Annotated in this window: 25 protein-coding genes and 1 pseudogene; 14 read left to right on the forward strand and 12 right to left on the reverse strand. The window is 55.0% G+C overall.

From position 1 onward, the window contains the following. Positions 1–101: 101 nt before the first annotated feature. Together QN377_RS14740 and acs are read right to left on the reverse strand one after the other, a co-directional pair. Positions 102–875 (reverse strand): ABC transporter substrate-binding protein, encoded by a 774-nt coding sequence (locus tag QN377_RS14740; protein WP_095003241.1) that lies wholly within the window; start codon positions 873–875, stop codon positions 102–104. A 512-nt stretch (positions 876–1,387) separates the two neighbouring features. Further along, positions 1,388–3,343, reverse strand: a complete 1,956-nt coding sequence (gene acs, locus QN377_RS14745) for an acetate--CoA ligase (RefSeq protein ID WP_086798394.1) — start codon at positions 3,341–3,343, stop codon at positions 1,388–1,390. Positions 3,344–3,758: 415 nt separating this feature from the next. On the opposite strand from acs, the gene QN377_RS14750 reads away from it, so the two are divergent. The 3 genes from QN377_RS14750 (at position 3,759) to QN377_RS14760 (ending at position 6,175) form a co-directional block, all read left to right on the forward strand. Continuing rightward, positions 3,759–4,022 carry a DUF2790 domain-containing protein gene (locus QN377_RS14750; protein WP_095003243.1) on the forward strand — a complete coding sequence of 88 codons (264 nt, stop codon included), beginning with the start codon at positions 3,759–3,761 and terminating at the stop codon, positions 4,020–4,022. Between the two features lie 141 nt (positions 4,023–4,163). Continuing rightward, a complete protein-coding gene (locus QN377_RS14755; protein ID WP_095019707.1) occupies positions 4,164–4,421 on the forward strand; it encodes a heme utilization protein in 258 nt (85 codons plus the stop codon). Positions 4,422–4,924: 503 nt separating this feature from the next. Further along, complete coding sequence (locus QN377_RS14760) at positions 4,925–6,175, forward strand: ribonucleotide-diphosphate reductase subunit beta (protein ID WP_016782118.1); 1,251 nt, start codon at positions 4,925–4,927, stop codon at positions 6,173–6,175. Between the two features lie 79 nt (positions 6,176–6,254). On the opposite strand, the gene QN377_RS14765 is transcribed toward QN377_RS14760, so the two are convergent. Next, positions 6,255–7,301 (reverse strand): hypothetical protein, encoded by a 1,047-nt coding sequence (locus QN377_RS14765; protein WP_095019706.1) that lies wholly within the window; start codon positions 7,299–7,301, stop codon positions 6,255–6,257. A 609-nt stretch (positions 7,302–7,910) separates the two neighbouring features. Between QN377_RS14765 and QN377_RS14770 the strand changes: the two genes are divergently transcribed. After that, positions 7,911–8,228 carry a helix-turn-helix domain-containing protein gene (locus QN377_RS14770; RefSeq protein ID WP_095019705.1) on the forward strand — a complete coding sequence of 106 codons (318 nt, stop codon included), beginning with the start codon at positions 7,911–7,913 and terminating at the stop codon, positions 8,226–8,228. 9 nt (positions 8,229–8,237) lie between these two features. Here QN377_RS14770 and QN377_RS14775 read toward each other — a convergent pair whose 3' ends face one another. Further along, positions 8,238–9,266 (reverse strand): MBL fold metallo-hydrolase, encoded by a 1,029-nt coding sequence (locus QN377_RS14775; protein ID WP_095003247.1) that lies wholly within the window; start codon positions 9,264–9,266, stop codon positions 8,238–8,240. A gap of 256 nt (positions 9,267–9,522) precedes the next feature. On the opposite strand from QN377_RS14775, the gene QN377_RS14780 reads away from it, so the two are divergent. After that, positions 9,523–10,602, forward strand: a complete 1,080-nt coding sequence (locus tag QN377_RS14780) for a diguanylate cyclase (RefSeq protein ID WP_095020862.1) — start codon at positions 9,523–9,525, stop codon at positions 10,600–10,602. Between the two features lie 23 nt (positions 10,603–10,625). Here QN377_RS14780 and QN377_RS14785 read toward each other — a convergent pair whose 3' ends face one another. After that, positions 10,626–10,949: a DUF2025 family protein gene (locus QN377_RS14785; RefSeq protein ID WP_095019703.1), complete on the reverse strand. Its 324-nt coding sequence runs from the start codon at positions 10,947–10,949 to the stop codon at positions 10,626–10,628. 168 nt (positions 10,950–11,117) lie between these two features. Between QN377_RS14785 and QN377_RS14790 the strand changes: the two genes are divergently transcribed. The 5 genes from QN377_RS14790 (at position 11,118) to QN377_RS14810 (ending at position 15,511) form a co-directional block, all read left to right on the forward strand. Further along, positions 11,118–12,251 carry a glycerophosphodiester phosphodiesterase gene (locus QN377_RS14790; protein WP_095019702.1) on the forward strand — a complete coding sequence of 378 codons (1,134 nt, stop codon included), beginning with the start codon at positions 11,118–11,120 and terminating at the stop codon, positions 12,249–12,251. Between the two features lie 95 nt (positions 12,252–12,346). Further along, a complete protein-coding gene (locus QN377_RS14795) occupies positions 12,347–12,652 on the forward strand; it encodes a PepSY domain-containing protein (RefSeq protein WP_095003251.1) in 306 nt (101 codons plus the stop codon). Positions 12,653–12,782: 130 nt separating this feature from the next. Beyond that, positions 12,783–13,961, forward strand: a complete 1,179-nt coding sequence (locus QN377_RS14800; protein ID WP_095019701.1) for a GAF domain-containing sensor histidine kinase — start codon at positions 12,783–12,785, stop codon at positions 13,959–13,961. Positions 13,962–14,102: 141 nt separating this feature from the next. Continuing rightward, positions 14,103–14,891: a methanethiol S-methyltransferase gene (mddA, locus tag QN377_RS14805; protein WP_095019700.1), complete on the forward strand. Its 789-nt coding sequence runs from the start codon at positions 14,103–14,105 to the stop codon at positions 14,889–14,891. Positions 14,892–15,004: 113 nt separating this feature from the next. Then, positions 15,005–15,511, forward strand: a complete 507-nt coding sequence (locus tag QN377_RS14810) for a GNAT family N-acetyltransferase (RefSeq protein WP_095019699.1) — start codon at positions 15,005–15,007, stop codon at positions 15,509–15,511. On the opposite strand, the gene QN377_RS14815 is transcribed toward QN377_RS14810, so the two are convergent. Then, the gene (locus QN377_RS14815; RefSeq protein WP_095019698.1) at positions 15,508–15,999 is read right to left on the reverse strand and encodes a GyrI-like domain-containing protein; all 492 of its coding nucleotides are present in this window, start codon (positions 15,997–15,999) and stop codon (positions 15,508–15,510) included. The genes QN377_RS14810 and QN377_RS14815 overlap by 4 nt on opposite strands. Before the next feature lie 198 nt (positions 16,000–16,197). Here QN377_RS14815 and alaC point away from each other — a divergent pair, with 198 nt between their 5' ends. Continuing rightward, the gene (gene alaC, locus QN377_RS14820) at positions 16,198–17,406 is read left to right on the forward strand and encodes an alanine transaminase (protein WP_322212520.1); all 1,209 of its coding nucleotides are present in this window, start codon (positions 16,198–16,200) and stop codon (positions 17,404–17,406) included. 48 nt (positions 17,407–17,454) lie between these two features. Here alaC and QN377_RS14825 read toward each other — a convergent pair whose 3' ends face one another. Beyond that, positions 17,455–18,807, reverse strand: a complete 1,353-nt coding sequence (locus QN377_RS14825) for a GntP family permease (RefSeq protein ID WP_095003257.1) — start codon at positions 18,805–18,807, stop codon at positions 17,455–17,457. An 85-nt stretch (positions 18,808–18,892) separates the two neighbouring features. Beyond that, positions 18,893–19,426, reverse strand: a complete 534-nt coding sequence (locus QN377_RS14830) for a gluconokinase (protein WP_095003258.1) — start codon at positions 19,424–19,426, stop codon at positions 18,893–18,895. Between the two features lie 229 nt (positions 19,427–19,655). Between QN377_RS14830 and QN377_RS14835 the strand changes: the two genes are divergently transcribed. Further along, a complete protein-coding gene (locus QN377_RS14835; RefSeq protein WP_095003278.1) occupies positions 19,656–20,687 on the forward strand; it encodes a LacI family DNA-binding transcriptional regulator in 1,032 nt (343 codons plus the stop codon). Between the two features lie 34 nt (positions 20,688–20,721). On the opposite strand, the gene QN377_RS22890 is transcribed toward QN377_RS14835, so the two are convergent. After that, the gene (locus QN377_RS22890) at positions 20,722–21,294 is read right to left on the reverse strand and encodes a methyl-accepting chemotaxis protein (protein ID WP_371928113.1); all 573 of its coding nucleotides are present in this window, start codon (positions 21,292–21,294) and stop codon (positions 20,722–20,724) included. Next, a pseudogene (locus tag QN377_RS22895) lies at positions 21,271–22,041 on the reverse strand (PAS domain-containing protein); the annotation flags it as partial. The gene QN377_RS22890 and the pseudogene QN377_RS22895, both read right to left, overlap by 24 nt. 604 nt (positions 22,042–22,645) lie before the next feature. On the opposite strand from QN377_RS22895, the gene QN377_RS14845 reads away from it, so the two are divergent. Further along, entirely contained in the window at positions 22,646–23,092 is a 447-nt protein-coding gene (locus QN377_RS14845) for a GNAT family N-acetyltransferase (protein ID WP_095003260.1), read from the forward strand. Here the strand turns inward: QN377_RS14845 and def are convergent. Then, positions 23,046–23,585, reverse strand: a complete 540-nt coding sequence (gene def / locus QN377_RS14850; protein WP_095003261.1) for a peptide deformylase — start codon at positions 23,583–23,585, stop codon at positions 23,046–23,048. The two genes, QN377_RS14845 and def, sit on opposite strands and share 47 nt — an antisense overlap. Before the next feature lie 2 nt (positions 23,586–23,587). After that, positions 23,588–24,541, reverse strand: a complete 954-nt coding sequence (locus QN377_RS14855) for a YihY/virulence factor BrkB family protein (RefSeq protein ID WP_095003262.1) — start codon at positions 24,539–24,541, stop codon at positions 23,588–23,590. 281 nt (positions 24,542–24,822) lie between these two features. Between QN377_RS14855 and QN377_RS14860 the strand changes: the two genes are divergently transcribed. Beyond that, a complete protein-coding gene (locus QN377_RS14860) occupies positions 24,823–25,203 on the forward strand; it encodes a hypothetical protein (RefSeq protein ID WP_016782092.1) in 381 nt (126 codons plus the stop codon). The last annotated feature ends 102 nt before the right edge of the window (positions 25,204–25,305 follow it).

The following is a 25,305-nucleotide window of genomic DNA, read 5'->3' on the forward strand; positions in this document are numbered from 1 at the left end:
CCGGCCCTCTAAAAAATAGCTCGAAAATGGGGGAATAAAAAATGGCGCAAACTTCAGAGATTCTGTCGCTTGCGCCATTTCGGACGTACCGCTGCGATGTATTACTGACCGTAAATATCGAAGTTGAAGTACTTGTCCTGGATTTGCTTGTACTTGCCGTTTTCACGCAGAGCCGTGATAGCAGCGTTGATCTTGTCTTTCAGGGCGTCGCCCTTGCGTACGGCGATACCCACGCCATCACCAAAGTACTTGACGTCGGTGAATGCCGGGCCTGCGAATGCGTAGCCTTTGCCAGCCGGGGTCTTCAGGAAACCGTCTTCCAGCAGGGTGGCGTCTGCAACGGTGCCGTCGAGACGACCCGCTTCCACGTCCAGGTAGATTTCGTTCTGCGAGCCGTAAGGAACGACAACGGCACCTTTAGGCGCCAGAACTTCCTTGGCGAAACGGTCGTGAATCGAGCCGCGCTGTACGCCGATTTTCTTGCCTTTGAGTTCATCAAGGCTGTCGCTGACCACAGTACCTTCCTTCATCACCAGGCGCGCTGGCGTCAGGTAGTACTTGTTGGTGAAATCAACGGACTTCTTGCGGTCTTCGGTGATGGACATCGAGGACAGGATTGCGTCGATTTTGCGCACTTTAAGTGCCGGGATCAGGCCATCGAATTCTTGCTCGACCCACACGCACTTGACCTGCATCTGCTCGCACAGTGCATTACCGATGTCGTAGTCAAAACCCACGATACTGCCATCCGGGGCTTTGGAAGCGAACGGAGGGTAAGCCGCTTCAATACCAATTTTCAGAGGTTTGTCAGCAGCAAAAGCCTGCAGGGACAGCACGGACAGTGCCAGGGCGCCAAGAAGCACGAGTTTCTTCATCTTAGGACTCCATCGGTAAAGGCAATAAAAGCAGAGTGAGCCTGAGCCCAATATGCGGAGGTTAAACCGGGAATGCGGCGCCACGTCCTACTGGCGTTGCACTGTGACCAGCACAACAACGACGAGCGGGTGATCGGCATTCTAACGACAGGCTTCAAGCCGTTATTTCTTCAATGCGACAACTAGTTACAGATGCACCGAAAAAAGCGACTCCAGGCATTGACAGCTCTTCATGTTTATGCAAGAGCAAAAGACATAGAACCTATGTGAGTTGCAAATAGCGGGCCTATTATTCGCAAAGCCTTCTATTCCGGCAAGTGCAGCGTTTCATCTTATTTATTCAGGAGCCGAAAAGGGCTCTAAAACGGTGCTTTGAGTATCAGAAGGCCCCGCTAACGGGCAACCGGTTACATCTGCGGTAACACATAGTCGGCTCCCACAGGATCTGCAGTTGCCCAATAAAAAGCCCCGCCAGGTTATGCCGGACGGGGCTTGGTGACCTTCAGGCCGTGTTAGGCGACCTTCATGCCTTTATGGGTATCGATCAAGTGCTGCACCACACCCGGGTCAGCCAGAGTAGAAATATCACCCAGACCGTCGTATTCGCCGGTAGCTATCTTGCGAAGGATACGACGCATGATTTTGCCCGAACGGGTTTTCGGCAGGCCGGGCGCCCACTGGATGACATCCGGCGAAGCGATCGGACCGATCTCTTTGCGCACCCAGTTTTTCAATTCAAGGCGCAACGCCTCACTTGGCTCTTCGCCACCATTGAGGGTGACATAGACATAAATCCCCTGCCCTTTGATGTCATGGGGCACGCCAACCACTGCAGCCTCTGCCACTTTAGGGTGGGCCACCATTGCGCTTTCGATTTCAGCAGTCCCCATCCGGTGGCCGGACACGTTGAGCACGTCATCTACACGACCGGTGATCCAGTAGTAACCGTCTTCGTCACGACGCGCGCCGTCGCCGGTGAAGTACATGCCACGGAAGGTCTTGAAGTAGGTATCGACGAACCGGTCGTGATCGCCATACAAGGTGCGCGCCTGTCCAGGCCAGGAGTCCAGAATCACCAGGTTACCTTCAGCGGCCCCTTCTATAAGGTTGCCAAGGTTATCCACCAGCCCCGGCACCACACCAAAGAACGGACGCGCTGCAGAGCCTGGCTTGAGTGCATGCGCCCCAGGCAGCGGGCTCATCATGCAAGCGCCGGTTTCGGTCTGCCACCAGGTATCCACAATCGGGCAACGCTCTTTGCCGACCGTTGTGTAGTACCAGTTCCAGGCCTCAGGGTTGATCGGCTCACCCACCGAGCCCAGCAAGCGCAAGCTGGAGCCATCGGCATCCTTAACCGCCGCCTGACCTTCGGCCATCATCGCGCGAATGGCTGTAGGCGCGGTGTAGAGAATATTGACCTTGTGCTTGTCGACAATTTTCGAAACGCGGGTAATGTCCGGGTAGTTCGGCACACCTTCGAACAGCACGGTGGTTGCGCCGTTGGCCAATGGCCCGTAGACGATATACGTGTGACCGGTCACCCAGCCGACGTCCGCCGTGCACCAGTACACCTCGCCCGGGCGGTAGTCGAACACGCGTTCGTGGGTCAACGCCGCATAGAGCAGATAGCCACCCGTGGTGTGCTGCACACCTTTGGGCTTGCCGGTAGAGCCGGAGGTATAAAGGATAAACAAGGCTTCTTCTGCGCCCATTTCTTTCGGGGCGCAGTGAGTCGAGGCCACGGCCATCAGGTCGTGGTACCAGATATCACGATGCTTGTACCAGGCGATGTCCCCGCCGGTACGCTTGAACACGATGATCTTCTGAACGCTGGAGGTATCCGGGTTGGTCAGTGCCACATCGACATTGGCCTTGAGCGCGGTACGCTTGCCGCCACGCAGGCCTTCGTCAGCGGTGATCACTACCTTGGATTTGCAGTCGATGATCCGGCCGGCCAGCGCCTCTGGCGAGAACCCACCAAATACAACCGAGTGGATTGCACCGATCCGGGTACACGCCAGCATGGCGACCACAGCCTCAGGCACCATCGGCATATAGATGGTGACTACGTCACCCCGGTGCACATCCTGACCGCGCAAGGCGTTGGCCAGCTTGCACACCTCTTCGTGCAGCTCACGGTAGGTAATGTTGCGCTGCTCGGAAGGATCATCCCCTTCCCAAATGATGGCCACTTGATCGCCGCGCTCGGCAAGGTGACGGTCCAGGCAGTTGTAGGAAACGTTGAGAGTGCCGTCCGCGAACCATTTGATATCGACATGATGATCGTCGAAAGAGGTCTGTTTGACGGTGGTAAAAGGCTTGATCCAGTCGAGGCGCTTTGCTTGTTCGCGCCAGAAGCCATCCGGGTTGACGACGGACTGCTGGTACATCGCCTTGTAGGTCGCCTCGTCAGTCAGCGTATTGGCAGCGACTTCAGGGCGTACGGGATACAGGGAAGCGGCACTCATGTTTCATACCTCAATGCTTGTAGTTGTTGTTTTATGACCCTGTTTTAGCCGGGCCAGGCCGTGAGATCCATTCGACGTTGGTAGTAAGAAACACGCAGAAAAGTCATGGTTTTTCTGCGCAAGGCTCAAGCACAGTACTTACAGCGATTTCCTGCTCGTCACGCGCCTTGTAAACGTCAGAAATGAGCTCTGTTTTCGACGATTGTTGCAGAAACTGTCAACAGTCTTTATCAAAACTCCCTCTATATGCCCGCACGGCACAGGCCTAAAATTCATCTCGCCAACCAAGGCACCGCGATTAACCCAAGTTACAGCCCCCACGAAGGCAAGTTAAGTCGCTCTTCAATACTCAGTTTCACGCACAGCCTCACAAGGGCTGTGTGACCCCACTCGACCTAAAACAGGTAACTCTGAAATGAAAGCGTTGTTAGTTCTGGCCCTGAGCAGTGTGTGTCTGACCGCCATGGCTGAGGAAGTGAACACACAAGCTGCGCACCCGCAACCTGCCGTCGAACAGTATTCCTACTCATCCGAACTGGACATCGCCAAAGTGATTTCCATGAGCGAAATCCCCAGCGTTTGCGAAGTTGTGCCGGCCCAGATGGTCTACGAAGACTCGCAGGGCAAGCAGCACACTCTTGAATACCGTGTCATGGGCAACGGCTGCTCCAACGGCTGATTAATAACCTGCGATTTATTCCAGCGTTAATCAACTCACTTATTCACGCGAACCAACGCGGTGTTTAATTGCAACTTTCAACCTGGCTTATATAACTTTGAAACGTTGCCCGCCGCGCATGTATCGCCCGGGAATTATCTAATGAAACGTTCTTTGATAGTGGCTTTCAGTTTGTCTGTTCTGGCCAGTTCAGCTTTTGCCGCTGACGGTTATGACCGTACCCACGCCGCCACTTTTACTGAAGATGGCTACAACAGCACCCGCTCGGCCAATTTTGCCGAAGACGGCTATGACAGCACTCGCTCGGCCAGCTTTGCCGAAGACGGCTATGACAGCACCCGCTCGGCCAGCTTTGCTGAAGACGGCTATGACCGTACCAACGGCCATCGTCTCAGCTAACACCGCTTCGACCTGACGCCCGGTAGCTGCCGGGCGTGGTCTGCCTTGCAACAAATCTCCCTTCCCTCCCGCTCATGCCACAGGTCATTTGGTCGCCCAGACCCATGACAAAAAAACTTCTGCCCCGGCAAACCCTCGCCCAGCCGCAGCCTTGCTTAAGCCCTGGACAAATTTAGGGCGTTTCGTCGCATCTCCAGCAAAAAAACTGGCTGAAATACCTTGTGCAAAAGCCTTATACTGCGGCCATCAAAAAGGCTTGGCATATCCCCTTCGCGGGCTAAAAAACCACGCTGCTACGGCCTCAAGGCCCAGGGCAAGTGCAGGCACGACCTCCTTCCCTGAACGACAGCGGTACAAGCCAACGTACACATTCATGTTTTTGCGTGAGCACAACGCTACTGCAAGCAACATTTCTTAGATCCAAGTGGCCTATGGCCGCGTAAAAACCAAACCATAAGTGTTTTCACGCAGCTATCAGGCCCTCACGCAGGAGACGACACGTCATGCTGAGCTGGGACGAATTCGACAAAGAAGACGAAGGCGAAGTCGCTGTTAAAGGCGCCAACGCAGGCCACGCAACCGAAGCCAACATGGACCGCCTCGACGCCGCTGGCGGCGTAGCTGCCCAGGAAGCCCGCGCAGTCACGGCTACCGACTCGGCCGCGATCATTCGTGCCAAAGCCGCGCTGGACAACCTCGACATTGCTGAAGGTCTGGCCGAACTCGAAGGCGCTTCCGCCCGTGTAGCGGTTGACGAAAAAATGATGATCAACTGCCGCGCCGACCTGAACCAGCTCGTACCGTTCAAGTACGACTGGGCGTGGCAGAAATACCTGGACGGTTGCGCAAACCACTGGATGCCGCAAGAAGTCAACATGACCGCCGACATCGCCCTCTGGAAAAACCCGGAAGGCCTGACCGACGACGAGCGCCGCATCGTGATGCGCAACCTGGGCTTCTTCTCGACTGCCGACTCCCTGGTTGCCAACAACCTGGTACTGGCCGTATACCGCCTGATCACCAACCCGGAGTGCCGCCAGTACATCCTGCGCCAGGCTTTCGAAGAGGCGATCCATACCCACGCCTACCAGTACTGCATCGAATCGCTGGCCATGGATGAAGGCGAGATCTTCAACATGTACCACGAGATCCCGTCGGTTGCTAAAAAAGCTACCTGGGGCCTGAAATACACCCGTTCGATCTCTGATCCGAAGTTCGAAACCGGTACTGTCGAAACCGACAAAGAGCTGCTGCGCAACCTGATCGCCTACTACTGCGTTCTGGAAGGCATCTTCTTCTACTGCGGCTTTACGCAGATCCTGTCGATGGGTCGTCGCAACAAAATGACCGGGGTTGCCGAGCAGTTCCAGTACATCCTGCGCGACGAATCCATGCACCTGAACTTCGGCATCGACGTGATCAACCAGATCAAAATCGAAAACCCGCACTTGTGGGACGCTGAAATGAAGGAAGAAGCTTCGCAGATGATTCTGCAAGGCACCCAGCTGGAAATCGAATACGCTCGTGACACCATGCCACGCGGCGTATTGGGCATGAACGCAGCGATGATGGAAGACTACCTCAAGTTCATCGCCAACCGCCGCCTGTCGCAAATCGGCCTGAAAGAAGAATACCCGGGCACGACTAACCCGTTCCCATGGATGAGCGAAATCATGGATTTGAAGAAAGAGAAAAACTTCTTCGAAACACGGGTCATCGAATACCAAACCGGCGGTGCATTGAGCTGGGATTGATACACCGGGTTGGTTAAAGCCACACCGGGTAAATAAAAAGGGCCAACCATGTTGGCCCTTTTTATTGGCATCGAAATTTTCAATTACCCTTTATTAAACTCAAAAAGCCGGAATCCGCCTGCCATAGTGCGGCGAGTTTCGTGTGAGACTTCCCAGCAGCTTCCAGATTTCTCAGCTCCTCAACGGCTACAGCCCACCAAAGAGGCTTACACGCCTCAAGATAGGGTAATTGGCTACCCGCCTTACCCAGCAGATAGAGTTTGGCAATTTTTCGAGAGGTACTGCATTGCCCCCTCAATTTCCACCTCAGCTGTAAACGGTGACGCAGTGAGACCCTGGGAAGACGGTCAGGAACGGCAAATGATGCTTGCGGTAAACCCTCACGATAGCCCTCATCCTGCTTATTAAAAAAAGCCCGGTACATTGCATGGTGATAGTGCTTCACCGAGAAGTAATGATTAATGCAGTCATTGGCCGCAATCACTTTTCGACCATGCAGCATAAACGATATAGCAATTTGCTCAATCGTAAGAAGTGTTGCTCCATGATGAGCCCATTGATCAATCAAACTAATTACACCTTCAAAAATATGACCGTTGGTTTTGGTCATCCCGCAAACCCCGCTATTGAACAGCTTCAACCACGGTGCGGGGGCTTTATTTTCAGCGTCGAGCTGTGTAACCAGTTTACGAAACCCCAGGCGCCGGGAAGCATCTGCCCAACTCAACTCAAACTTATCCATCAAAAAATGATTATCAGAGACCCGTTTAAACAATTGGGCCGGGTCTTTGAAAAAAACCGTATCGGTATCAACGAAAATGGTTTTGCCAGACAGCGCAACGCCCGCCTGGATAGCGCAAGCCTTACGCCGGTGATAATAACCACCTGCCCCTTGCCAGGCGTCCAGCACCTCAACGCTCAGAGGCAACACGCTCACAGGCCAGCCATCAAATGCCTCAGGCTGATCAGTCATCAGTGTGATCGTAAAGTCAGCCGGATCTTTTCTGTAGCGCAACGCCGACAAAATACTGAATTTTGCTTCAAGCCGATAAACTTCTTTGTCGCCATACAGCAAATACAGGAGTTGATTGATACTGTTGGTGGGCTCACCTTTGGCTTCCATCATCTTTTTTATACCGTTCTTGCAGATAAGGGTAAACGTTTAAACAGTCATCATCCGACTACTGAAAAACTGTTTAAAAGTTCTCTTTTACATTAACCGCACACACCCAGCGACAGAGAAAACCCCAGATACCTTTTGCAACTGACTTATTGCTGATTTTCGCCGCAAGGCTCCCACCCTGAATACAACGTGGGTGTCTTCGTAGAAGGTGATGGCTGCTTCAACAGATACAAGTGTGCAAACTTTATGGGCATTATATTTTGATAGCGTCAATGTGCAGGCTAAGCACTGGGACATCCCTGATATGGGAACCAGTCTTAAGCTTATTTAAAATAAAAGAGTTAGGATTTTTCTGATTTCAACGAAGAAAGCTCTGCTAACCGTGTCCCCGCGATGACGTGAGCAACATGGCCGTTTTCCGCGAAAAGATTACACACACCCCACTATCGAAATTTTCGACCCATGCTCTTCGCGCAAAAGCTCATAAAAATGCAGCCAGACAACAGATTTCGCCCCTCGGCACTTATCAAAAAATGAGTTTGTTCCGGCACCAAGATAGCTGTATAAAAACACAGTACATTTTCAAGCACTGACTCAGCCCTGGAGAAACCCATGCCTCATTCAGCCACGCGCAGTACGTTTGAACGTATCGTCATCAATCAATTTACCCCGCTGCACTGCTCGCAGGCCCGCGAAATGCTGGGCTGGAATCGCGAGTACCTGAGTGAGCAGTCCGGGGTTTCAGTCTCGGCCATTGAACGCTTCGAGTCACAAGCCCCCGTTCGCGACGTAACCCGGCTGGCCCTGGCCTATAGCCTTGAGGCGCAGGGCCTGGTGTTCTTTCCCGGCTTTACCCCCGGTCGCGGGGGAAATGTTCGCGGCACAACACCAGACCCGATGGGGCGCGATGATTTTGCTCTGATCGAGTGAAATACGGCCCTATTGCCCTGGGGTTTCTACCTCAAGCCACCAGGCACGGCCCCGGTGAGGGGTTAGCAGATTGAAAGCCTCACCCATTTGTGGCGTTGTAATCAGCACTTTGCGCTGCTCTGCCAACGCCACAATGCGCTCAAACGGCTCGAACCAGGCATGAAAGGCCAGATCAAAGGTGCCGTTGTGAATAGGTAACAACCAACGCCCGTTGAGGTCGTTGTGCGCTTGCAGGCTGTGTTCGGGCTGCATATGCACATCGGGCCAGTCGGTGTTGTAGGCACCCGTCTCCATCAGGGTCAGATCAAATGGCCCAAACTGCTCGCCGATCAGCTTGAAACCGTCGAAGTAACCTGAATCTCCACTGAAGAAGATTCGCACGTCATCAATGATCATCACCCAGGATGCCCAAAGCGTCTGGTTATGATCAAACAGGCCGCGGCCTGAAAAGTGCTGGGAAGGAGTCGCGATAAAGCGGATACCTGCAAGTTGGGTGCCCTGCCACCAATCCAGTTGCTGAACCTTGCTGGCTGGTACTCCCCATTTGACCAGCAAGTCGCCCACACCCAGCGGCGCCAAAAACTGCTGTGTTTTGGCGGCCAGTTGCAATACGGTTTTTTGGTCCAGGTGATCGTAATGATTGTGGGAAAGAATCACAGCTTCCAATGGCGGGAGCTCATCAAGGCTGATGGGCGGCGCATGGAAGCGCTTGGGGCCAGCCCACTGGAACGGCGATGCACGCTCAGCATAGACCGGGTCGGTCAACCAGTACTTTCCCTTGAGCTTGAGCAGCAGAGTCGAGTGACCCAACCGGTACACACTGAAATCCGCAGCCTCGTCCAATTGCTCACGGGTCAGCGGTTTGACCGGGATCACACCTGCAGGGCGAGTGCTCGCAGGCTTTTGGAATATCATTCTCCAAAAAATGCCCAAGGTTTTGCCGATACTGGAAGGCGGCCTGACGCCAGCATTTTGAAATGCACCTTTATGACGCTCAGCGGGCTTAGGCCCCTCTGCACTGCTTGAGTCGAGTGCCATGGCTTGAAGGCTCCAGTCAAAAGTGATTAATACTCTGTTTACAGGCCTGTTAGAGGATGATCGACATTCTACTGGCATCCTTCTGCGCCGCAGCTTGCCCTCGACTTAATAAGCTAATCTAGTCCCCATTACTGTTTCAGAATTTTCGGAACAGATGGGGTGTATTCTCGACAAGGCTGACCGACCAGCCAACAATCGATAATGCAGTACCCGGCAGTTGCCAGAAACTCCGCCCGCACATCTTGCGCAGATAGACATGGACAATAAAAGAGGCAAAGGGTTGTCGTTCGCCAAGCGTATTTATGCGCCGCGAGTGATTGGCTCAGGGTTTGGCAGTATCGGGCTAATGGCCGCCCTCTACCCCCTCGACAGATCCATATGGGTTTGGCCACTACTGCTGCTAAACGCGTTCGTATGGCCTCACCTGGCCTATCAATTGTCATCGCGTGCAACCTATCCCTACCGGGCTGAACGTCGAAATATTTTGATTGATTCCATGTGCGGAGGGTTTTGGGCGGCGGCTATCGAGTTCAATCCGCTGCCTACGGTGATCATCGTGTCGATGATGACCATGCACAACGTGGCTGCCGGAGGGCCAAAACTGCTGGTTCGCGGAGCGCTGGCGCAGCTGGCAGGCGCCCTGGTCGCGTTGCTGCTGTTCGGCTTTGCGTTTACACCCCATACCACCAGCCTGCAGGTCTATGCCTGCGTACCCGTGCTGATTCTTTACCCTTTTGCTGTAGGCATGGTCAGCTATGGTCTGGCAATCACCCTGGCCGAGCATAAACGCACCCTCAGTACCCTCAGCCGCACCGATAGCCTGACCGGGCTGCTTAATCACGGCTCATGGAAAGACCTGCTGCAACTCAGTTTCCAGCAAAGTCTGGAGCGCAATTCTCCGGCGACTCTGGCGCTGATTGATATCGATCACTTCAAACAGATCAACGACACCTACGGGCATATTGTCGGCGACAGTGTATTGCGCCAGCTCAGCAAGGAGCTCAAGGACAATTTGCGTACTGAAGACCTTGCAGGCCGCTACGGCGGTGATGAATTCTGCGTCATCCTGCCCAATCGCACCCTGGACCAGGCCCGGGAAATCATGGAACGGCTGCGCCATGTGATTGACAACTATCAACACGCCGACGAGCCCGGCCTGTGCGTTAGCCTGAGTATCGGGCTTGCCACTTGCCGCCCCGAACTCCTCCAGGCCAGCACGTGGCTGAACGAGGCAGACAAAGCGCTATATATCGCAAAGAATACCGGGCGCAACAAAATCAGTGTTGGCGCAGCAGACACCCTTGCTGAATCACAGCTGAGCAATGATCCGGTATAGAAACAGGGCCCGGGCAGCGCTATTCAACTGATGCAGCGACGCAAGGCCGAAATCTCGGGCACATCCTGGCGATGCATATACACCCTCAAGGGCTCGGTGATGTTCAGGCGGTCATCGATATTCTGATCCAGCAACAACTGAATCAACTCGCGCTTGAGAGTCATGGTGCCAGCACCATCGGCCTGCCAGACAAATTCGCTGGTGGGCGTGATGTTGTCGTCGGCGACATCCATTCCAAATGAATCTTCACTGAAACGGACAATGTGCTGGCCTGTCTTACGATTGAAACCAACAAAGCCGCTAAGTAGGTCGGCGGCCTGACAGATGAGTTGCGAAGTGATACGCATGGTAAACCTCACTGATGAGCCTGAAAGGCTCCGGGACGGTGGTTTACACGCAAGTTCGATTGCCTGCCCCTCTGCCGGGGACGTTGATGTGGCCAAGAATACTGCACATCTTCACGAAAAACCGCTAAAAAACACCCTCTGCTTTTATGATTGAAAGGAACTCAACCAATGCCTGACACTTTTGGCAAAAACGCCCTGCTGCTGAGCCTGCTCCTGGGCTTGGGTGGCGTACAGAATGCTGGCGCATCCAATGCGACCGAGGCGGCACTGGCCAACGCTCACGGCATACCGCGCCCGGCGGTGATCGCCCATCGCGGTGCGTCCTTCGATGCTCCGGAATCAACCGCTGCCGCCTACACCCTTGCCAGGGATCTGGGGGCTGACTATCTGGAAATGGACCTGCAACGTAGCAAGGACGGCGTTCTGTTTGCGCTGCATGACAACAGCCTGTTGCGCACCACTGACGTCGCCAAAAAGTTTCCGCAACGCAAGGACAGCCCGGCCAGCGCCTTTACCCTGGCCGAGCTTAAAACCCTGGATGCCGGCAGTTGGTTCAACCAGGCTTATCCGGATCGCGCGCGCCCGTCCTATGTCGGGCTGCCGATCCTGACCCTGGACGAAATTATCGATATCGCCCAGGGCAATCCACAGTACAAACCGGGCCTCTACATCGAAACCAAAGAGCCCAGGCAGTTCCCGGGCCTTGAACACGATCTGAAAAACAAGTTGAGCGAACGCGGCTGGCTTGAGCCCGTTGCCTCGGCAGAGGCGGAAGGCAAACCACTGGTCGGCCAGGGCAAAGGCCGGGTCATGTTGCAAACCTTCGACAAAAACAGCCTTGAGCTACTGCAAAAAGAAATGCCCAACACGCCGAAGATCCTGCTGTTATGGGTAGGTGAAGGCGGCATGAAGCCCAACACCTCAGTCAGTTTCGCCGACTCCGGCGAAAAGGATAAAGCCGCGTACTACGCCAAACAGCAACCCAAGGACAAAGCCGAATTCATCCAGTGGCTCGACTTTGCCAAGGCCAACGGTGCCATCGGTACAGGCCCTTCGGCAGCCTTGACCCACGGGGGTGACCAGAGCTACTTCGACCTGATCCAGCCCTGGATGAACAGCGCCGCCCATGACCGGGGCATGCTGGTACATGTTTACACCCTCGATGCCCCCGTTGACTTCAAAAAGGCAATGGACGCAGGTGTCGACGGCATCTTCACCAACCGCGCCAGCGAGTTGCTCACGTATTACCAGCGCCCGGTGCCACAAAGCGTCAATCAGTTGCTGGAGAAAAATGGCTTTTAAACCTGCAAGCCGGCAAGGGGCGAAAATTAAGGGTGAGTTAAGTTGCGCCGGTTAATCTGATCCCACTTGAACAGATCAACCCAAAGGGACTCAACATGAAAAAACTTAATCTGGTATTTGCAACTGTTGCCCTGGCTCTGACTGCCGGTATTGCTCAGGCCGATGTACGCCCGGACCATATCCCGGGCCTGATCAAATCGGGTGAAATCACCTCGTTTGAAAAGTTGAATCAAGCAGCACTGGACAAACACCCTGGCGCGACCATTCTCGATACCGAGCTTGATCACTCCTACGGCAAGCTGGTGTATGAAGTTGAATTGCGCGATACCAAAGGCATCAAATGGGACGTAGATCTCGACGCAAAAACCGGCGAAGTGCTGCAAGACAAACAAGACACCTAAGTTGATTTGAATAAAAGGCTGCGCCACTCTTCATGGGTGGCGCGGCCTTTTTATTTAGCGCTTGCTTAGGAATAAGTGCCGCGCTCAAGTGTTCTGGCTAGAATCATCTTTTTGAGCTCGAGCATTTACCATGACGTACGGCACGGCTGACGATATCGCGACAATTAACCGGATCAGTGCCGTACCTGCAATGTTGCAGGTGATTACGGAAATGACCGGTATGCGCTTTGCTGCCGTTGCCCGTGTCACCCAGACCACCTGGACCGCCTGCGCGGTACTCGACAAGCTGGGTTTCGGTTTGCAGTCCGGTGGCGAGCTGGACCTGGTCAGCACCCTGTGCTTTGAAAGCATGAACTCGCACCTGCCTATCATCATTGATAAAGCCAGCGCCGATCCGCTGTACCAACACCATCACACGCCGCGGATTTATCGCTTCGAAAGCTACATCACGATTCCGGTATGGCGCACTGACGGTAGTTTTTTCGGCACCCTGTGCGCACTCGACCCCGAGCCTGCAAGCCTCAGGAACAGTACGATCCAGTCCACAATGGAGTCATTCGCACGCCTGCTGTCGCTGCAAATTGACGCCGAAGAAAACCTGCAACGTACAGAAACCGCGTTGGAGCAGGAGCGTGAAACCGCAGAGCTGCGCGAGCAATTTATCGCTGTTATAGGCCATGACCTGCGCAACCCGTTATTCGCCATCACCACAGCCGCAGAGCGCTTGCTACGGGTGCACCCAGCCCCCTCCACCGATGTCCTGGTCAAGCATATCCTGAGCTGCGGCAACCGTGCCTCGCAGCTGGTTGAGGACGTTATGGACTTTGCCCGCGGACGGCTCGGTAGCGGCATCCCGCTGACGCTGCGCGAGTGCCCCGATCTCGACCAGGTCTTCATCCATGTCATCTCGGAACTGCAAAACGTTCATGCGCAACGTTCCATCCGCTCAGACATAGGGCCACTTGAGGGCATCCGCTGTGACAGCGGCCGCCTGGCCCAACTGCTCTCCAACCTGTTGACCAATGCCATCACCCATGGCTGCCCCGACGGGCCCGTTGACATCTCGGCACTGGTACTCAATGGGGTATTCACCCTGAGGATCTGCAACCAGGGCGAGCCCATCCCGGCCGAACAACTGCCGCATTTGTTCAAACCCTACTCACGCCCGGCCACCGACACTCCCCAGGCCGGACTTGGCCTTGGGCTGTATATTGCCAGCCAGATCGCCCTGTCCCACGGCGGCCATATGGAAGTCACCTCGGACCAGGACCAAGGCACAGTCTTCACCTTCAGCATGGCGCTGCCCTGATGCTCTGACGCCCTCGACTGGTATGTGAGACGACATCTTATGACCGCCCGGCCGCGACGCTAGCCATTTGCCATATAGGGGCTAAGGTACTGGCTGTAGACGTTTTAATTGAAATTTCGCCATGTTCGAAAGGAGTCGTTCATGCACACCAAAATTGAGCTGAAACCGCGTTCAACCAGCCGTACTGAAAAACTCGCAGCGCTGCTCTATAGCCTGTTCAGCTATCTGTTTTTTCTACTGACATTTGTTTATCTGATAGGTTTTCTGGGGAATGTCGCCGTCCCGAAAAGTATCGATTCGGGGCCAGGCCTGGCATGGCCCTGGGCGCTTGTGGTCGATGTGCTGCTGATCACCGTATTTGCCCTGCAACACAGCATCATGGCGCGCAAAAGCTTCAAGCGCAGGTGGTGTCATGTCATACCGCCAGTTATTGAACGAGCCACTTATGTCCTGGCCTCCAGTGCGGTGCTGGCGCTTATATGCTGGCTGTGGCAGCCGATCGATATCAGTGTCTGGAGTGTACAGTCGCCCTTGTTTGCGGGGTTACTTGTCACGCTGTACTGGTTCGGATGGGGGTTGGTGCTGCTGGCCTCTTTCATGATCAGCCACTTCGAATTGTTTGGCGTCAAACAGCCCTTGGACACCCTGCGCCAACCAAAACCCGTAAACAACGCATTCAGAACCCCCGCGCTCTACAAGCTCGTGCGTCACCCGTTGTATCTGGGATTCCTGATCGCTTTCTGGGTAACGCCCGAGATGAGTGTCGGGCACCTGGTGTTTGCACTGACAAGCACCCTTTACATTCTGATCGGCACCCAACTGGAAGAGAAAGATCTGGTTGAGCTGTTTGGGGACAAGTACCGGGTTTATCAAAAAAACGTCGGCATGTTGCTGCCCTCTCTACGCCGCAAGTCCGGCACCGGGCGCTGACCCACGAATAAATCTGTATTTAGAACCGTGATGGGTAGAAACTGACGCGCTGTTCAGCGGCTACTGACACTGCCTGTCAGATGCCTCCTATTGCGCCTCGACAGAAACCCGACATGAACACCCGCCTATGCGCTTATGAAGACCTGACACCCCGCCAGCGCGAGCAACTGCGCGAGATAGAAGTTCGCCCTGAGCAGATTGCCTTTTGCGGCACCATCGAGTCTGCCCTGCACTCGTTGCCGGTCCAGCCGCAGGCGGGCATCAAAGGGCTGGTGCTGCTCAACGACGAGTTGCCAGTGGCATTTTTGCTTCTCAAGCGCGAGCCGCTTCTGGCCCACTGGGCTGAGCCGGGCTGCGCCACCTTGCACGCACTACAGGTCGACAGCCGTGCTCAGGGCCAGGGATTGGGCAAGGCCTGTTTGCGCGAGCTGGCCAGGGCCATTGAACAGATATGGCCCGAGATTCGCCAATTGATGCTCTCGGTCAGCCCGTTCAATACCAGCGCCATGGCTTTTTATCTGAGCCAGGGCTGGGTCGAGCAAGGCGAGGCCTATCGTGGTGAGCGACGGTTGGTGCTGTCGCTGGCCCCCATGCTGCCCCTGCAGTTGCAGGCAAGCTAAGCAGGCTTTTTGATCGGCAGCCAGATTTCCAGCAGCCCCGTACCGGTGTCCGCATTGAAGTCTGCGCTGTAGCGCTCGAACTCGGGCGCATCAGCGGCTTGGTAGCCCGAATTTGGCAACCAGTCTTTCCAGATCGCCTGAAAGGTCTGACCAAGCGTGTCCAATGCCCCGTGATGCTCAAAGACCGCGTAAGACTGCTCCTGCAGTTCAATCCAGCGATACCGCTCAGGCAGATCATCAAGCTTGCTGATAGCCACGCCAGCAATGTATTCAAAACCACCCTCGCCATCAGGATTACAACAAACACCGTAGGTTTCATCGCCAATTTGGCTTGGTACTTTGCCGATTTCGGGAATGAATTTTTCCCATAACAGCGGGATTCGATCAACGCTCTCCTCAGTGAAACGGCCACCCAAACCCGCGATCAATTGAAACTGGCCTTTGGCAAATCGCGGCGCTGACAGCTCGAACTTTTTTAGTTGGTCCATGGGGCATGCTCGATGGAGGAAGTAGGAAACCTAGCATCTGAGTATAGGAACAAAACCACATACAGGTCGGATCAGCGAAAAATAGACGCTGACAGCACCTAGACAAAAGGTCATCAGCGCCCGTATTGTTTCGTCCAGACCACCGCAGTGGTCAACGTCGCTCGGACGGTTCCGGGCGCTTACGTATCAGAGGCACACATGGCAGAGCAAGGTTCGCCGCGACGCTTTGCGCGCATAGATCGACTCCCCCCCTATGTTTTCAATATCACTGCCGAGCTGAAGATGGCCGCCCGTCGTCGTGGCGAAGACATCATCGACTTCAGCATGGGTAACCCTGACGGCCCGACACCTCCCCACATCGTCGAAAAACTCTGCACCGTCGCGCAGCGTGAAGACACTCACGGCTACTCGACTTCGCGGGGAATTCCACGCCTGCGCCGGGCCATTTCGCGCTGGTATGCCGACCGTTATAACGTTGAGATCGATCCCGAGCACGAAGCCATTGTCACCATCGGCTCCAAGGAAGGCCTGGCGCACTTGATGCTTGCCACCCTGGATCAGGGCGACACCGTGCTGGTGCCCAACCCCAGCTACCCGATTCATATCTACGGTGCCGTGATTGCCGGTGCCCAGGTGCGTTCGGTACCGCTGATCCCCGGCGTGGACTTTTTTGCTGAGCTGGAAAAAGCTATCCGCGGCTCCATCCCCAAACCGAAAATGATGATCCTGGGCTTCCCGTCCAACCCGACGGCGCAGTGTGTCGAACTGGATTTCTTCGAGCGCGTGGTGGCCCTGGCCAAGCAATATGATGTGCTGGTTGTGCACGATCTGGCCTACGCCGATATCGTCTATGACGGCTGGAAAGCGCCTTCGATCATGCAAGTACCGGGCGCCAAGGACATCGCCGTGGAGTTCTTCACGCTGTCCAAAAGCTACAACATGGCAGGCTGGCGTATCGGTTTTATGGTGGGCAATCCTGAGCTGGTCAATGCTCTGGCGCGAATCAAGAGTTACCACGACTACGGCACCTTTACCCCGCTGCAAGTGGCGGCAATTGCTGCACTTGAGGGTGACCAGCAATGTGTGAAGGATATTGCCGAACAGTATCGTCAGCGCCGTAACGTGATCGTCAAAGGGCTGCACGAACTGGGCTGGATGGTCGAAAACCCGAAAGCTTCGATGTATATCTGGGCCAAGATTCCCGAACACTACGCCCACCTGGGCTCACTGGAATTCGCCAAGAAGCTGCTGGCAGATGCCAAGGTCTGTGTTTCGCCGGGGGTAGGCTTTGGGGAGTACGGTGACGACCATGTGCGCTTTGCCCTGATTGAAAATCAGGATCGCATTCGTCAGGCGCTGCGTGGAATTCGCGCTATGTTCCGCGCTGATGGCTTTAACGCTGGCTAAAACGACTGTGGGAGCTGGTAAACCAGCTCCCACAGGTTTATTGGTGCTTTAAACCACCAACGACAGCAGCAGAATAAAGATCAAACCTACAACCGAGAGGATGGTTTCCATCGCGGTCCAGGTCTTGAAGGTTTCAGCCACGGTCATATTGAAGTACTGCTTCACCAGCCAGAAACCTGCGTCGTTGACGTGAGACAGGATCAACGAGCCTGCGCCGGTTGCCAATACCAGCAGCTCACGGTTCACACCCGGAATCATGTCCACCACCGGCAACACAATCCCCGCCCCGGTAATGGTCGCTACGGTCGCAGAACCCGTCGCGATACGAATCACTGCAGCCACCAGCCAGGCCAGCAAAATCGGCGAAATTTGCGCGTTTACCGCCATATGGCCGATCACGTCACCCACACCGCTGGCTACCAGCATCTGCTTGAAACCGCCGCCCGCACCAATGATCAGAATGATCGCTGCGGTAGGAGCCAGGCTCGCGTCCAGCAGCTTGAGGATGCGTTTGGAGTCGATACCCTGGCGGGCGCCAAAGGTGTACAGCGCCAGCAGCAATGCCAGCAACAGCGCACTGATCGGGTGGCCGATCATGTCCATCCACACACGGAAGAAGTTGCCATCGGGCAGCGCCACGTCGGCGAACGTCTTGAGCAGCATCAGGAATACCGGCAACAGCACGGTGATCAGGGTGATGGAAAAACTCGGCAAGGTGCTGGATTCCGGCTCACTGGCCAGTTGATCCATGAGGTCCTGGGATGCATGGCCCGGGATGTACTTGGCGATAAACGTACCGTAAATCGGTCCGGCAATGATCGCGGTAGGCAGAGCAACAATCAGGCCGTACAGAATGGTCTTGCCGATGTCGGCACCAAACACGCCAATGGCCAGCAGCGGGCCCGGGTGCGGCGGTACCAGCCCGTGAACAGCCGACAAGCCGGCGAGCAGCGGGATACCGATCTTGATGATCGACACGCCAGTACGTCGCGCAACGATAAACACCAGCGGAATCAGCAGTACAAAGCCGATTTCGAAGAACAATGGAATACCGACCAGAAAGGCGGCAAACATCATTGCCCACTGCACCTTGTCCTTGCCGAAGGCACGGATCAAGGTACGGGCGATCTGGTCAGCACCACCGGAGTCGGCCATCATTTTGCCAAGCATGGTGCCCAGCGCCAGGATGATCCCGACAAAGCCCAACACGCCGCCAAAACCATCCTGGAACGACTTGATGATCAGGTTGGCAGGCATGCCGGCCGTCAGCCCCAGAAACGCAGAGGCGATGATCAAGGCAATAAAGGGGTGCAGTTTGAATCGGGTGATCAGTACGATCAGGCCGATAATGGTCACCACTGCATCAAGCAGCAGAAACGTATTATGGGACATGCCTAGCATGGGGCGTCTCCTGCCTTTTTGTTGTTATCAAGTACGGGGGTGCCGCTACAGCCGAGGCAGATAGCGCTATCTGTTTGAAACAACATCATGAAGTTGCCATTACCGTCTGCTCGCACCACCAGTCTCGGGCGGCGCTTGCTAATTGCTTAACGTTCATCTGGGCTGCATTCAGAGTCAGCACCAAGGATTCATTGGTCGGTGATTCAAGCGCAGCGAACTGGCTGTCGATCAGGGTCTTGGGCATAAAGTGCCCCGGACGATCGGCCACCCGGGCAGCCGCCACCTCAGGGGTCAGCTCCAGAAACACAAAACCCAGACCATCTACCGCACTGCGTAAACGCTCGCGATAACGCAGCTTGAGTGCCGAACAGGTCAGCACCGGGCGCTGACCACTGGCAACCGCACGACGCAATTCGTCGCACAGGCTGTCAAGCCAGCCGGCACGGTCTTCATCGGTCAGGGGAATACCGGCACTCATCTTGGCAATGTTGGCCGCCGGGTGAAACGCATCGCCTTCAATCGGGGTCGCGCCATTGAGCTGGCACAATGCCTGGCTAACGCTGGATTTGCCGCAGCCGGCAACACCCATGATGACCAGAGCAGTGATAGGTTGACTCATGAAACACCTCAGTCCGTAGACAGCGCTGTCTTTGTTCATGCGTTCAATACTTGAAAGCAAAGCACAAAGCTTAGGCTACCGACGTCTATTTCTCATTTTTATGGGGAGACGCGGAGACGCTCTCGACATACAAAGCTGGGGTAACTGATTTACACGCAATCAGGCAATTGCGGGTCCGCCAGGACAGCGCTACCTTAGTGACTTGTTTTTTGTTTGGCAAGCCGCCCTGATGACCACCTCCAAAAACGATAAAAACACCCGGACCACGGGTCGCCCCACCCTTAACGAAGTTGCCCGCCTTGCGGGGGTCAGCCCCATCACCGCCTCGCGAGCCCTGCGCGGTATCAGCAGCGTTGCCACGGAGCTGGCCGAAAAGGTCCGTGTTGCCGCCGACGAGCTGAACTATGTGGTCAATCCCGCCGCCCGCGCGCTAGCTTCGGCGCAGAGTCATTCTGTCGTGGTGCTGGTACCTTCGCTGTCCAACCTGCTTTTTATAGACACCCTCGAAGCCATCCATGACGTGTTGCGCCCCCGGGGCTTTGAAGTATTGATCGGCAACTTCCACTATTCCCGTGACGAAGAAGAAAATTTGCTGCGCAACTATATGGCCTACCAGCCCCGAGGCCTGCTGCTGACCGGTTTTGATCGTTCTGAAAGCTCACGGCGGATGATCGAGACCAGCAATGTACCCTGCGTGTACATGATGGAGCTGGATGCCGCCGAGGGCTTGAACTGCGTCGGCTTTTCACAGCTGCAGGCCGGTGAAACAGCTGCCCGGCACTTGATCTCCCGTGGCCGCAGACATCTGGCCTATATCGGCGCCCAGCTCGATCAACGCACGTTGCTGCGCGGTGAGGGTTATCGCCGCACTTTGCAGGAAGCCGGACTGTACAACCCTGATCTTGAAGTACTGACGCCACGTCCGTCTTCGGTTGGCCTGGGGGGCGAATTGTTCCTGCAATTGCTCGCCAGCCATCCACAAGTGGATGCGATCTTTTTCGGCAACGACGACCTGGCCCAGGGCGCCTTGCTTGAGGCTGCACGCATCGGCATCAAAATCCCGGAGCAAATCGCCGTACTGGGCTTTAACGACCTGCCGTCTTCAGAGTTTATGGTGCCTCGCCTGAGCAGTATTCGTACGCCCCGGGAAGCTATTGGCCGTCGCGCAGCCGAGCAGATGCTGACACTGATGGCAGGCAATAAAGTTGCCAACCCTGTGCAGGACATGGGCTTTGAACTGATGGTGCGTGAAAGCAGTTAAAGCCCCTCACCCTCATCATGTAAACAGTACAGCTTTAATGCAGTTGCAACGTCGAGTTGAACTGGCTGATGGCATCGACCACATGCCGGGAGCCTTGCTGGATTTCCAGAATCGCTTCCCCGGCCTCATTTGCCAGCTCAACACCAAGCCCTGTGCGGCTAAGGCTCGACTGCATGCTGGTCACAGCGCTCAGCGACAGATCATGATTTCGACGCACCACTTCGACAATTTCCAGGGTGGCCGCACTGGTGCGCGCCGCCAGGCTTCTGACCTCATCCGCCACCACGGCAAAGCCGCGCCCGTGCTCCCCCGCCCGCGCTGCCTCGATCGCGGCATTGAGCGCCAGTAAATTGGTTTGATCCGCAATACCACGAATGGTCTGCACGATCTTGCCGATACTGTCCGACTGCTTGCTTACCGCATCAATGCTCTGCGCCGCTTCATTAAGGTCTTTGGAAATGGCCTCGATGATTTGCACGGTTTGCTGCACCACCTGCGAGCCCTTCTGCGCACAGGCATCGTTTTGCACTGAAGTGCTGTGGGCCGATTCGGCGGCAGTCTGCAGGTTGGTGACCTGAGCAGTGATATCACTGGCGAATTTCACCACTTTGTACAGGCGCCCCCTGGCATCGAAGATCGGGTTGTAGGAGGCCTCGAGAAACACCGTATGACCGTGTTTGTCGACCCGCTCAAATCGCCTGGAATGGTACTCGCCGCGATTGAGCGAGGCCCAGAAAGCCTTGTAGCCGGCTGACTCGGCCTCGCTTCGACGACAGAACATGCCGTGATGCTGGCCGACAATTTCGCTCAGCGAGTAATGCATGGTGTCGAGGAAGTTCTGGTTGGCATTGATTACCCGCCCATCCGGTGAGAACTCGATCACCGCCATCGACCGGCTCAGGGCGTTTACGATGCTCTGGGTTTCATGTTCTTTATTGATTCGATCTGTGACATCCGAAGCCACCTTGATGACACGCACAACGTGCTGGTCAGCGCCGACGATGGGCATGTAGCTGGCTTCCAGCCACACCTCACGCCCCGCCTTGTCGAGCCGTGAAAAGGTGCCGCTCAAAGGTTCGCCTCGGGCCAGGTCCCGCCAGAAATTGTTGTACTCACTGGATTTTACGTAAGCCGCTTCGCAAAATAGCCGATGGTGCTTGCCCCGAATCTCGTCAGCGGAATAACCCACAACCCGACAAAAATTCTCGTTGGCATCCAGAATGGTGCCGTCAGGGGCGAACTCAATAATTGCCATGGAACGGCTGATAGCCTGCACTTTAGCGGCCATGTCATTTAATAAGCCGCTAAGACGTTGATTTTCGAGCAGATCGGCTTTGCGATGCGAATTAAACATGGCTCAATCCCTGGAGGTGCTGTCTATTGATAATTCAAAAGTTTCAAGACGCAGCCAATCAGCTGGGTATCTCACTCTTAACGTTAGAGCTGTACGCACTTCGAGGGTTTGAGCACTTATGGCTACGACCCCGTAAACATGGAGCATAGCTAGCCAAATGACGCGCGCAAGCAAATGGCCATCAACCTGCGACGGAACGCTCACGCTTTAAAAATTTACCAAATGGATGATGCAGTATTAAAAGTGACAGGGCCCCGAGGAGCGAGCCCCGGTAAATCCACTTAATGACCAAACAATCCGGTGTCAGTTTTTTTGGCTTTCTTGTCAGCGCGTTTTTCATCGGCTGTTTTAGCCGGCTTTTTCTTCGCTGCTTTCTTTGAATCCATACCTTTGGACATGTTATGCACTCCAGTAACCAGGGTTGTTCACTGAGGTATAGCACTGATCCATGGTGAACTTTCATTTAAAGTCGGTTATTTCGAAATGAATGCGTATGTGTACCCTTTAATTCCGAATACAGATCACCCACACTATTCAGATAACCCGCAGAAATCTGCCTTTTAGTTATTTATACTGCGCGCCCCTCCCCCGAGCCTGTGGACTTATGACTGCCATTATTTACGCCCCGCTTGAAGCGGCTTTATGGCCACTGATGAACAAGTTTTATCGCACACATCAATCATCGATGAAGGCGGTCAGGGAAGCGCAGTTATGGGTCGCCCGCAAAGAGGGGATTATTGCCGGTTTATGTTTGCGGCCAATGGCTCACGGCCACTGGCTGACCGGGCTTTTTGTCGCGCCAGCGCTACGCGGCCAAGGGGTGGCTGGCGATCTGGTCAGCCAGGCAATAGCTGCCGTCGATGGCCCGATCTGGTTGTTCTGCGACCCGCAGTTGCAGGGGTTTTATGAAAAGCTGGGGTTTAGCCTGGACGTGGAATTGCCCCATGCCCTGCATGAGCGGCTGGTTCGCTATCAACGCAACAAAGCGATGATAGCGATGGGCCTTACTCCTTGGTGTGCGGATCCAGATCAGGAAACAGCACCTCAATAAAACCGAACTTGCTGAAGTCCTTGATCCGTGACGGATACAGACGACCGATCAAGTGATCGCACTCATGCTGCACGACCCGCGCATGAAACCCCTCTGCAATCCGTACGATTGGCTCACCCTTGGGGGTGAAACCTTCGTAGCGGATCTTGTGGAAGCGCTCGACGACCCCACGTAGACCCGGCACCGACAGGCAACCCTCCCAGTCCTCTTCAACTGCCGGGCTCAGCGGCGTGATCAGCGGGTTGATCAGAATGGTCTGCGGCACGGCTTCGGCATCCGGGTAACGCTCGCTGTGCTCGAAACCGAACACCACCAGTTGCAGGTCAACGCCAATCTGCGGCGCTGCCAGGCCCACGCCGCCAGCGTGTTCCATGGTCTGCAACATATCGTCGAGCAGTTGCCAGAGTTCTGGCGTGTCGAACATCTCATCCGGCACCGGTTGGGCCACACGTAATAAACGCTCATCACCCATTTTCAGGATTTCACGAATCATGGTCAGGTTTCATCAGAAGTGGATTTAAGGGAGTGGTCGCGGCCAAGGCCGGAGACATGCTGCTTTGGATCAGGGTCGGCAGACTCATCGAATGTCTTCTCGCCCGGATTTTTGCCTTCAGCCGACATATGTTCGATCACAGCATTCATTTCAGCGCCCAGCAACAGCACCGCGGCCGAAATGTAGAAGTAAAGCAACAGCACGATGATTGCACCGATACTGCCATACATGGCGTTGTAGTCCGCGAAGGTTTTGACATAAAAGGCAAACCCCAAGGAAGCCACAATCCAGACCACTACCGCCAGCACCGAGCCCGGGGTAATAAAACGGAATTTCTGCTCAACATCGGGCATCACGTAATACATCAACGCCACTGCCACCATCATCAGCAAAATAATCGCCGGCCAGCGCAGGATGGTCCACAGCGTGACCACAAAGTCTTCAAGCCCCACCTGCCCCGCCAGCCAGCTCATCACCTGCGGTCCGAGCACCATCAGTGCGGCGGCGACCAGCAGCATGCCGGCAATGCCGATCGTGTAGAAAATCGACAGCGGAAAACGTTTCCAGACAGGGCGCCCTTCAACCACGTCGTAGGCAGCATTCATTGCGCTCATCATCAGGCGCACACCCGCAGAAGCCGTCCATAGCGCAATGACGATACCTACCGAAAGCAATCCGCCCTTGGATTGCTGCAACTGGTCGATCACCGGGTTGACCTGCTCCAGCGCTTGCGGCGGCAGTACCAGTTCGGACTGCAGGCGCAACCAGGTAAAGAAGTCTGGCAGATGCAAAAAACCGATCAATGCAATCAGGAACAGAATGAAAGGGAATAACGAAAACAGCATTTGATAGGCCAGCGCCGAGGCGTAGGTCGACATTTCATCGTCGATAAATTCCTTGACCGTTCGGATCAAGACTTTGCCCAAAGGCAGGCCGTTCAAGCCTGGGAATAACATAGCGTCTCCTTTCGCCGCACCGTTAATGAGGTCAACACGCCTCCAAGCGAAGGGTTTTACCTAAAAGTAGCCCAATTGGCGACTTTGAAAATACCGGATCGCCAAACCCGTAAAAAGGCCAACCCAACATTGACCTTGTGGTCCGGCATCGAGTTTCATTTATTTTCTGCCCATCATTTCGTCGATCAGCGCAGGTTGGGCTTTATGTTTGCCCGCTAACCCCCGAGAATACGCGACGTATTCAGGCTATGGCGCTGAAGATCCGCAATTGTAGGAAGGTTATGAAACTCGATAAAAAGCTGGCTATTGCCCGCAGGAACCAGGAACTCGGCGGCGCGGTACTCGGCGTCAACAACTGCCATTTCGCCGCACTGAACACCAACAAGAACATCTGGTGGTTCGATATTCCGCTGGCGCGCCTGGCCGTCGGCCAGTACGAATGGGTGCATCTGCTCCTGCACACCCCAAGCACCGACGAACTGCTGCACCTGAAGGTAACGACTGCATTCCTGCGTGAAAAACGCGAAGGCATGGTAGTACGTGCAACGCACAAGCGTACGCCGACCATGAGCCTGGAGTTGAGTGCAGACAAGGACTCCTATCTGCAGGACGTGCGTCCTACAGGTACTGGCGTCAACTTCGCACAGTTTTTACAGAAATAAACCCAAAGGCCAAAACCTGTGGCCGACCTGTAGATACTCTGTTGCAGGTCAAGCCCTATTGTGGGAGCGAGCCTGCTCGCGAACGACCTTCGCGAGCAGGCT

The organism is Pseudomonas sp. CCC4.1, from assembly GCF_035019225.1.
In the GTDB taxonomy this organism is placed as follows: domain Bacteria; phylum Pseudomonadota; class Gammaproteobacteria; order Pseudomonadales; family Pseudomonadaceae; genus Aquipseudomonas; species Aquipseudomonas bubulae.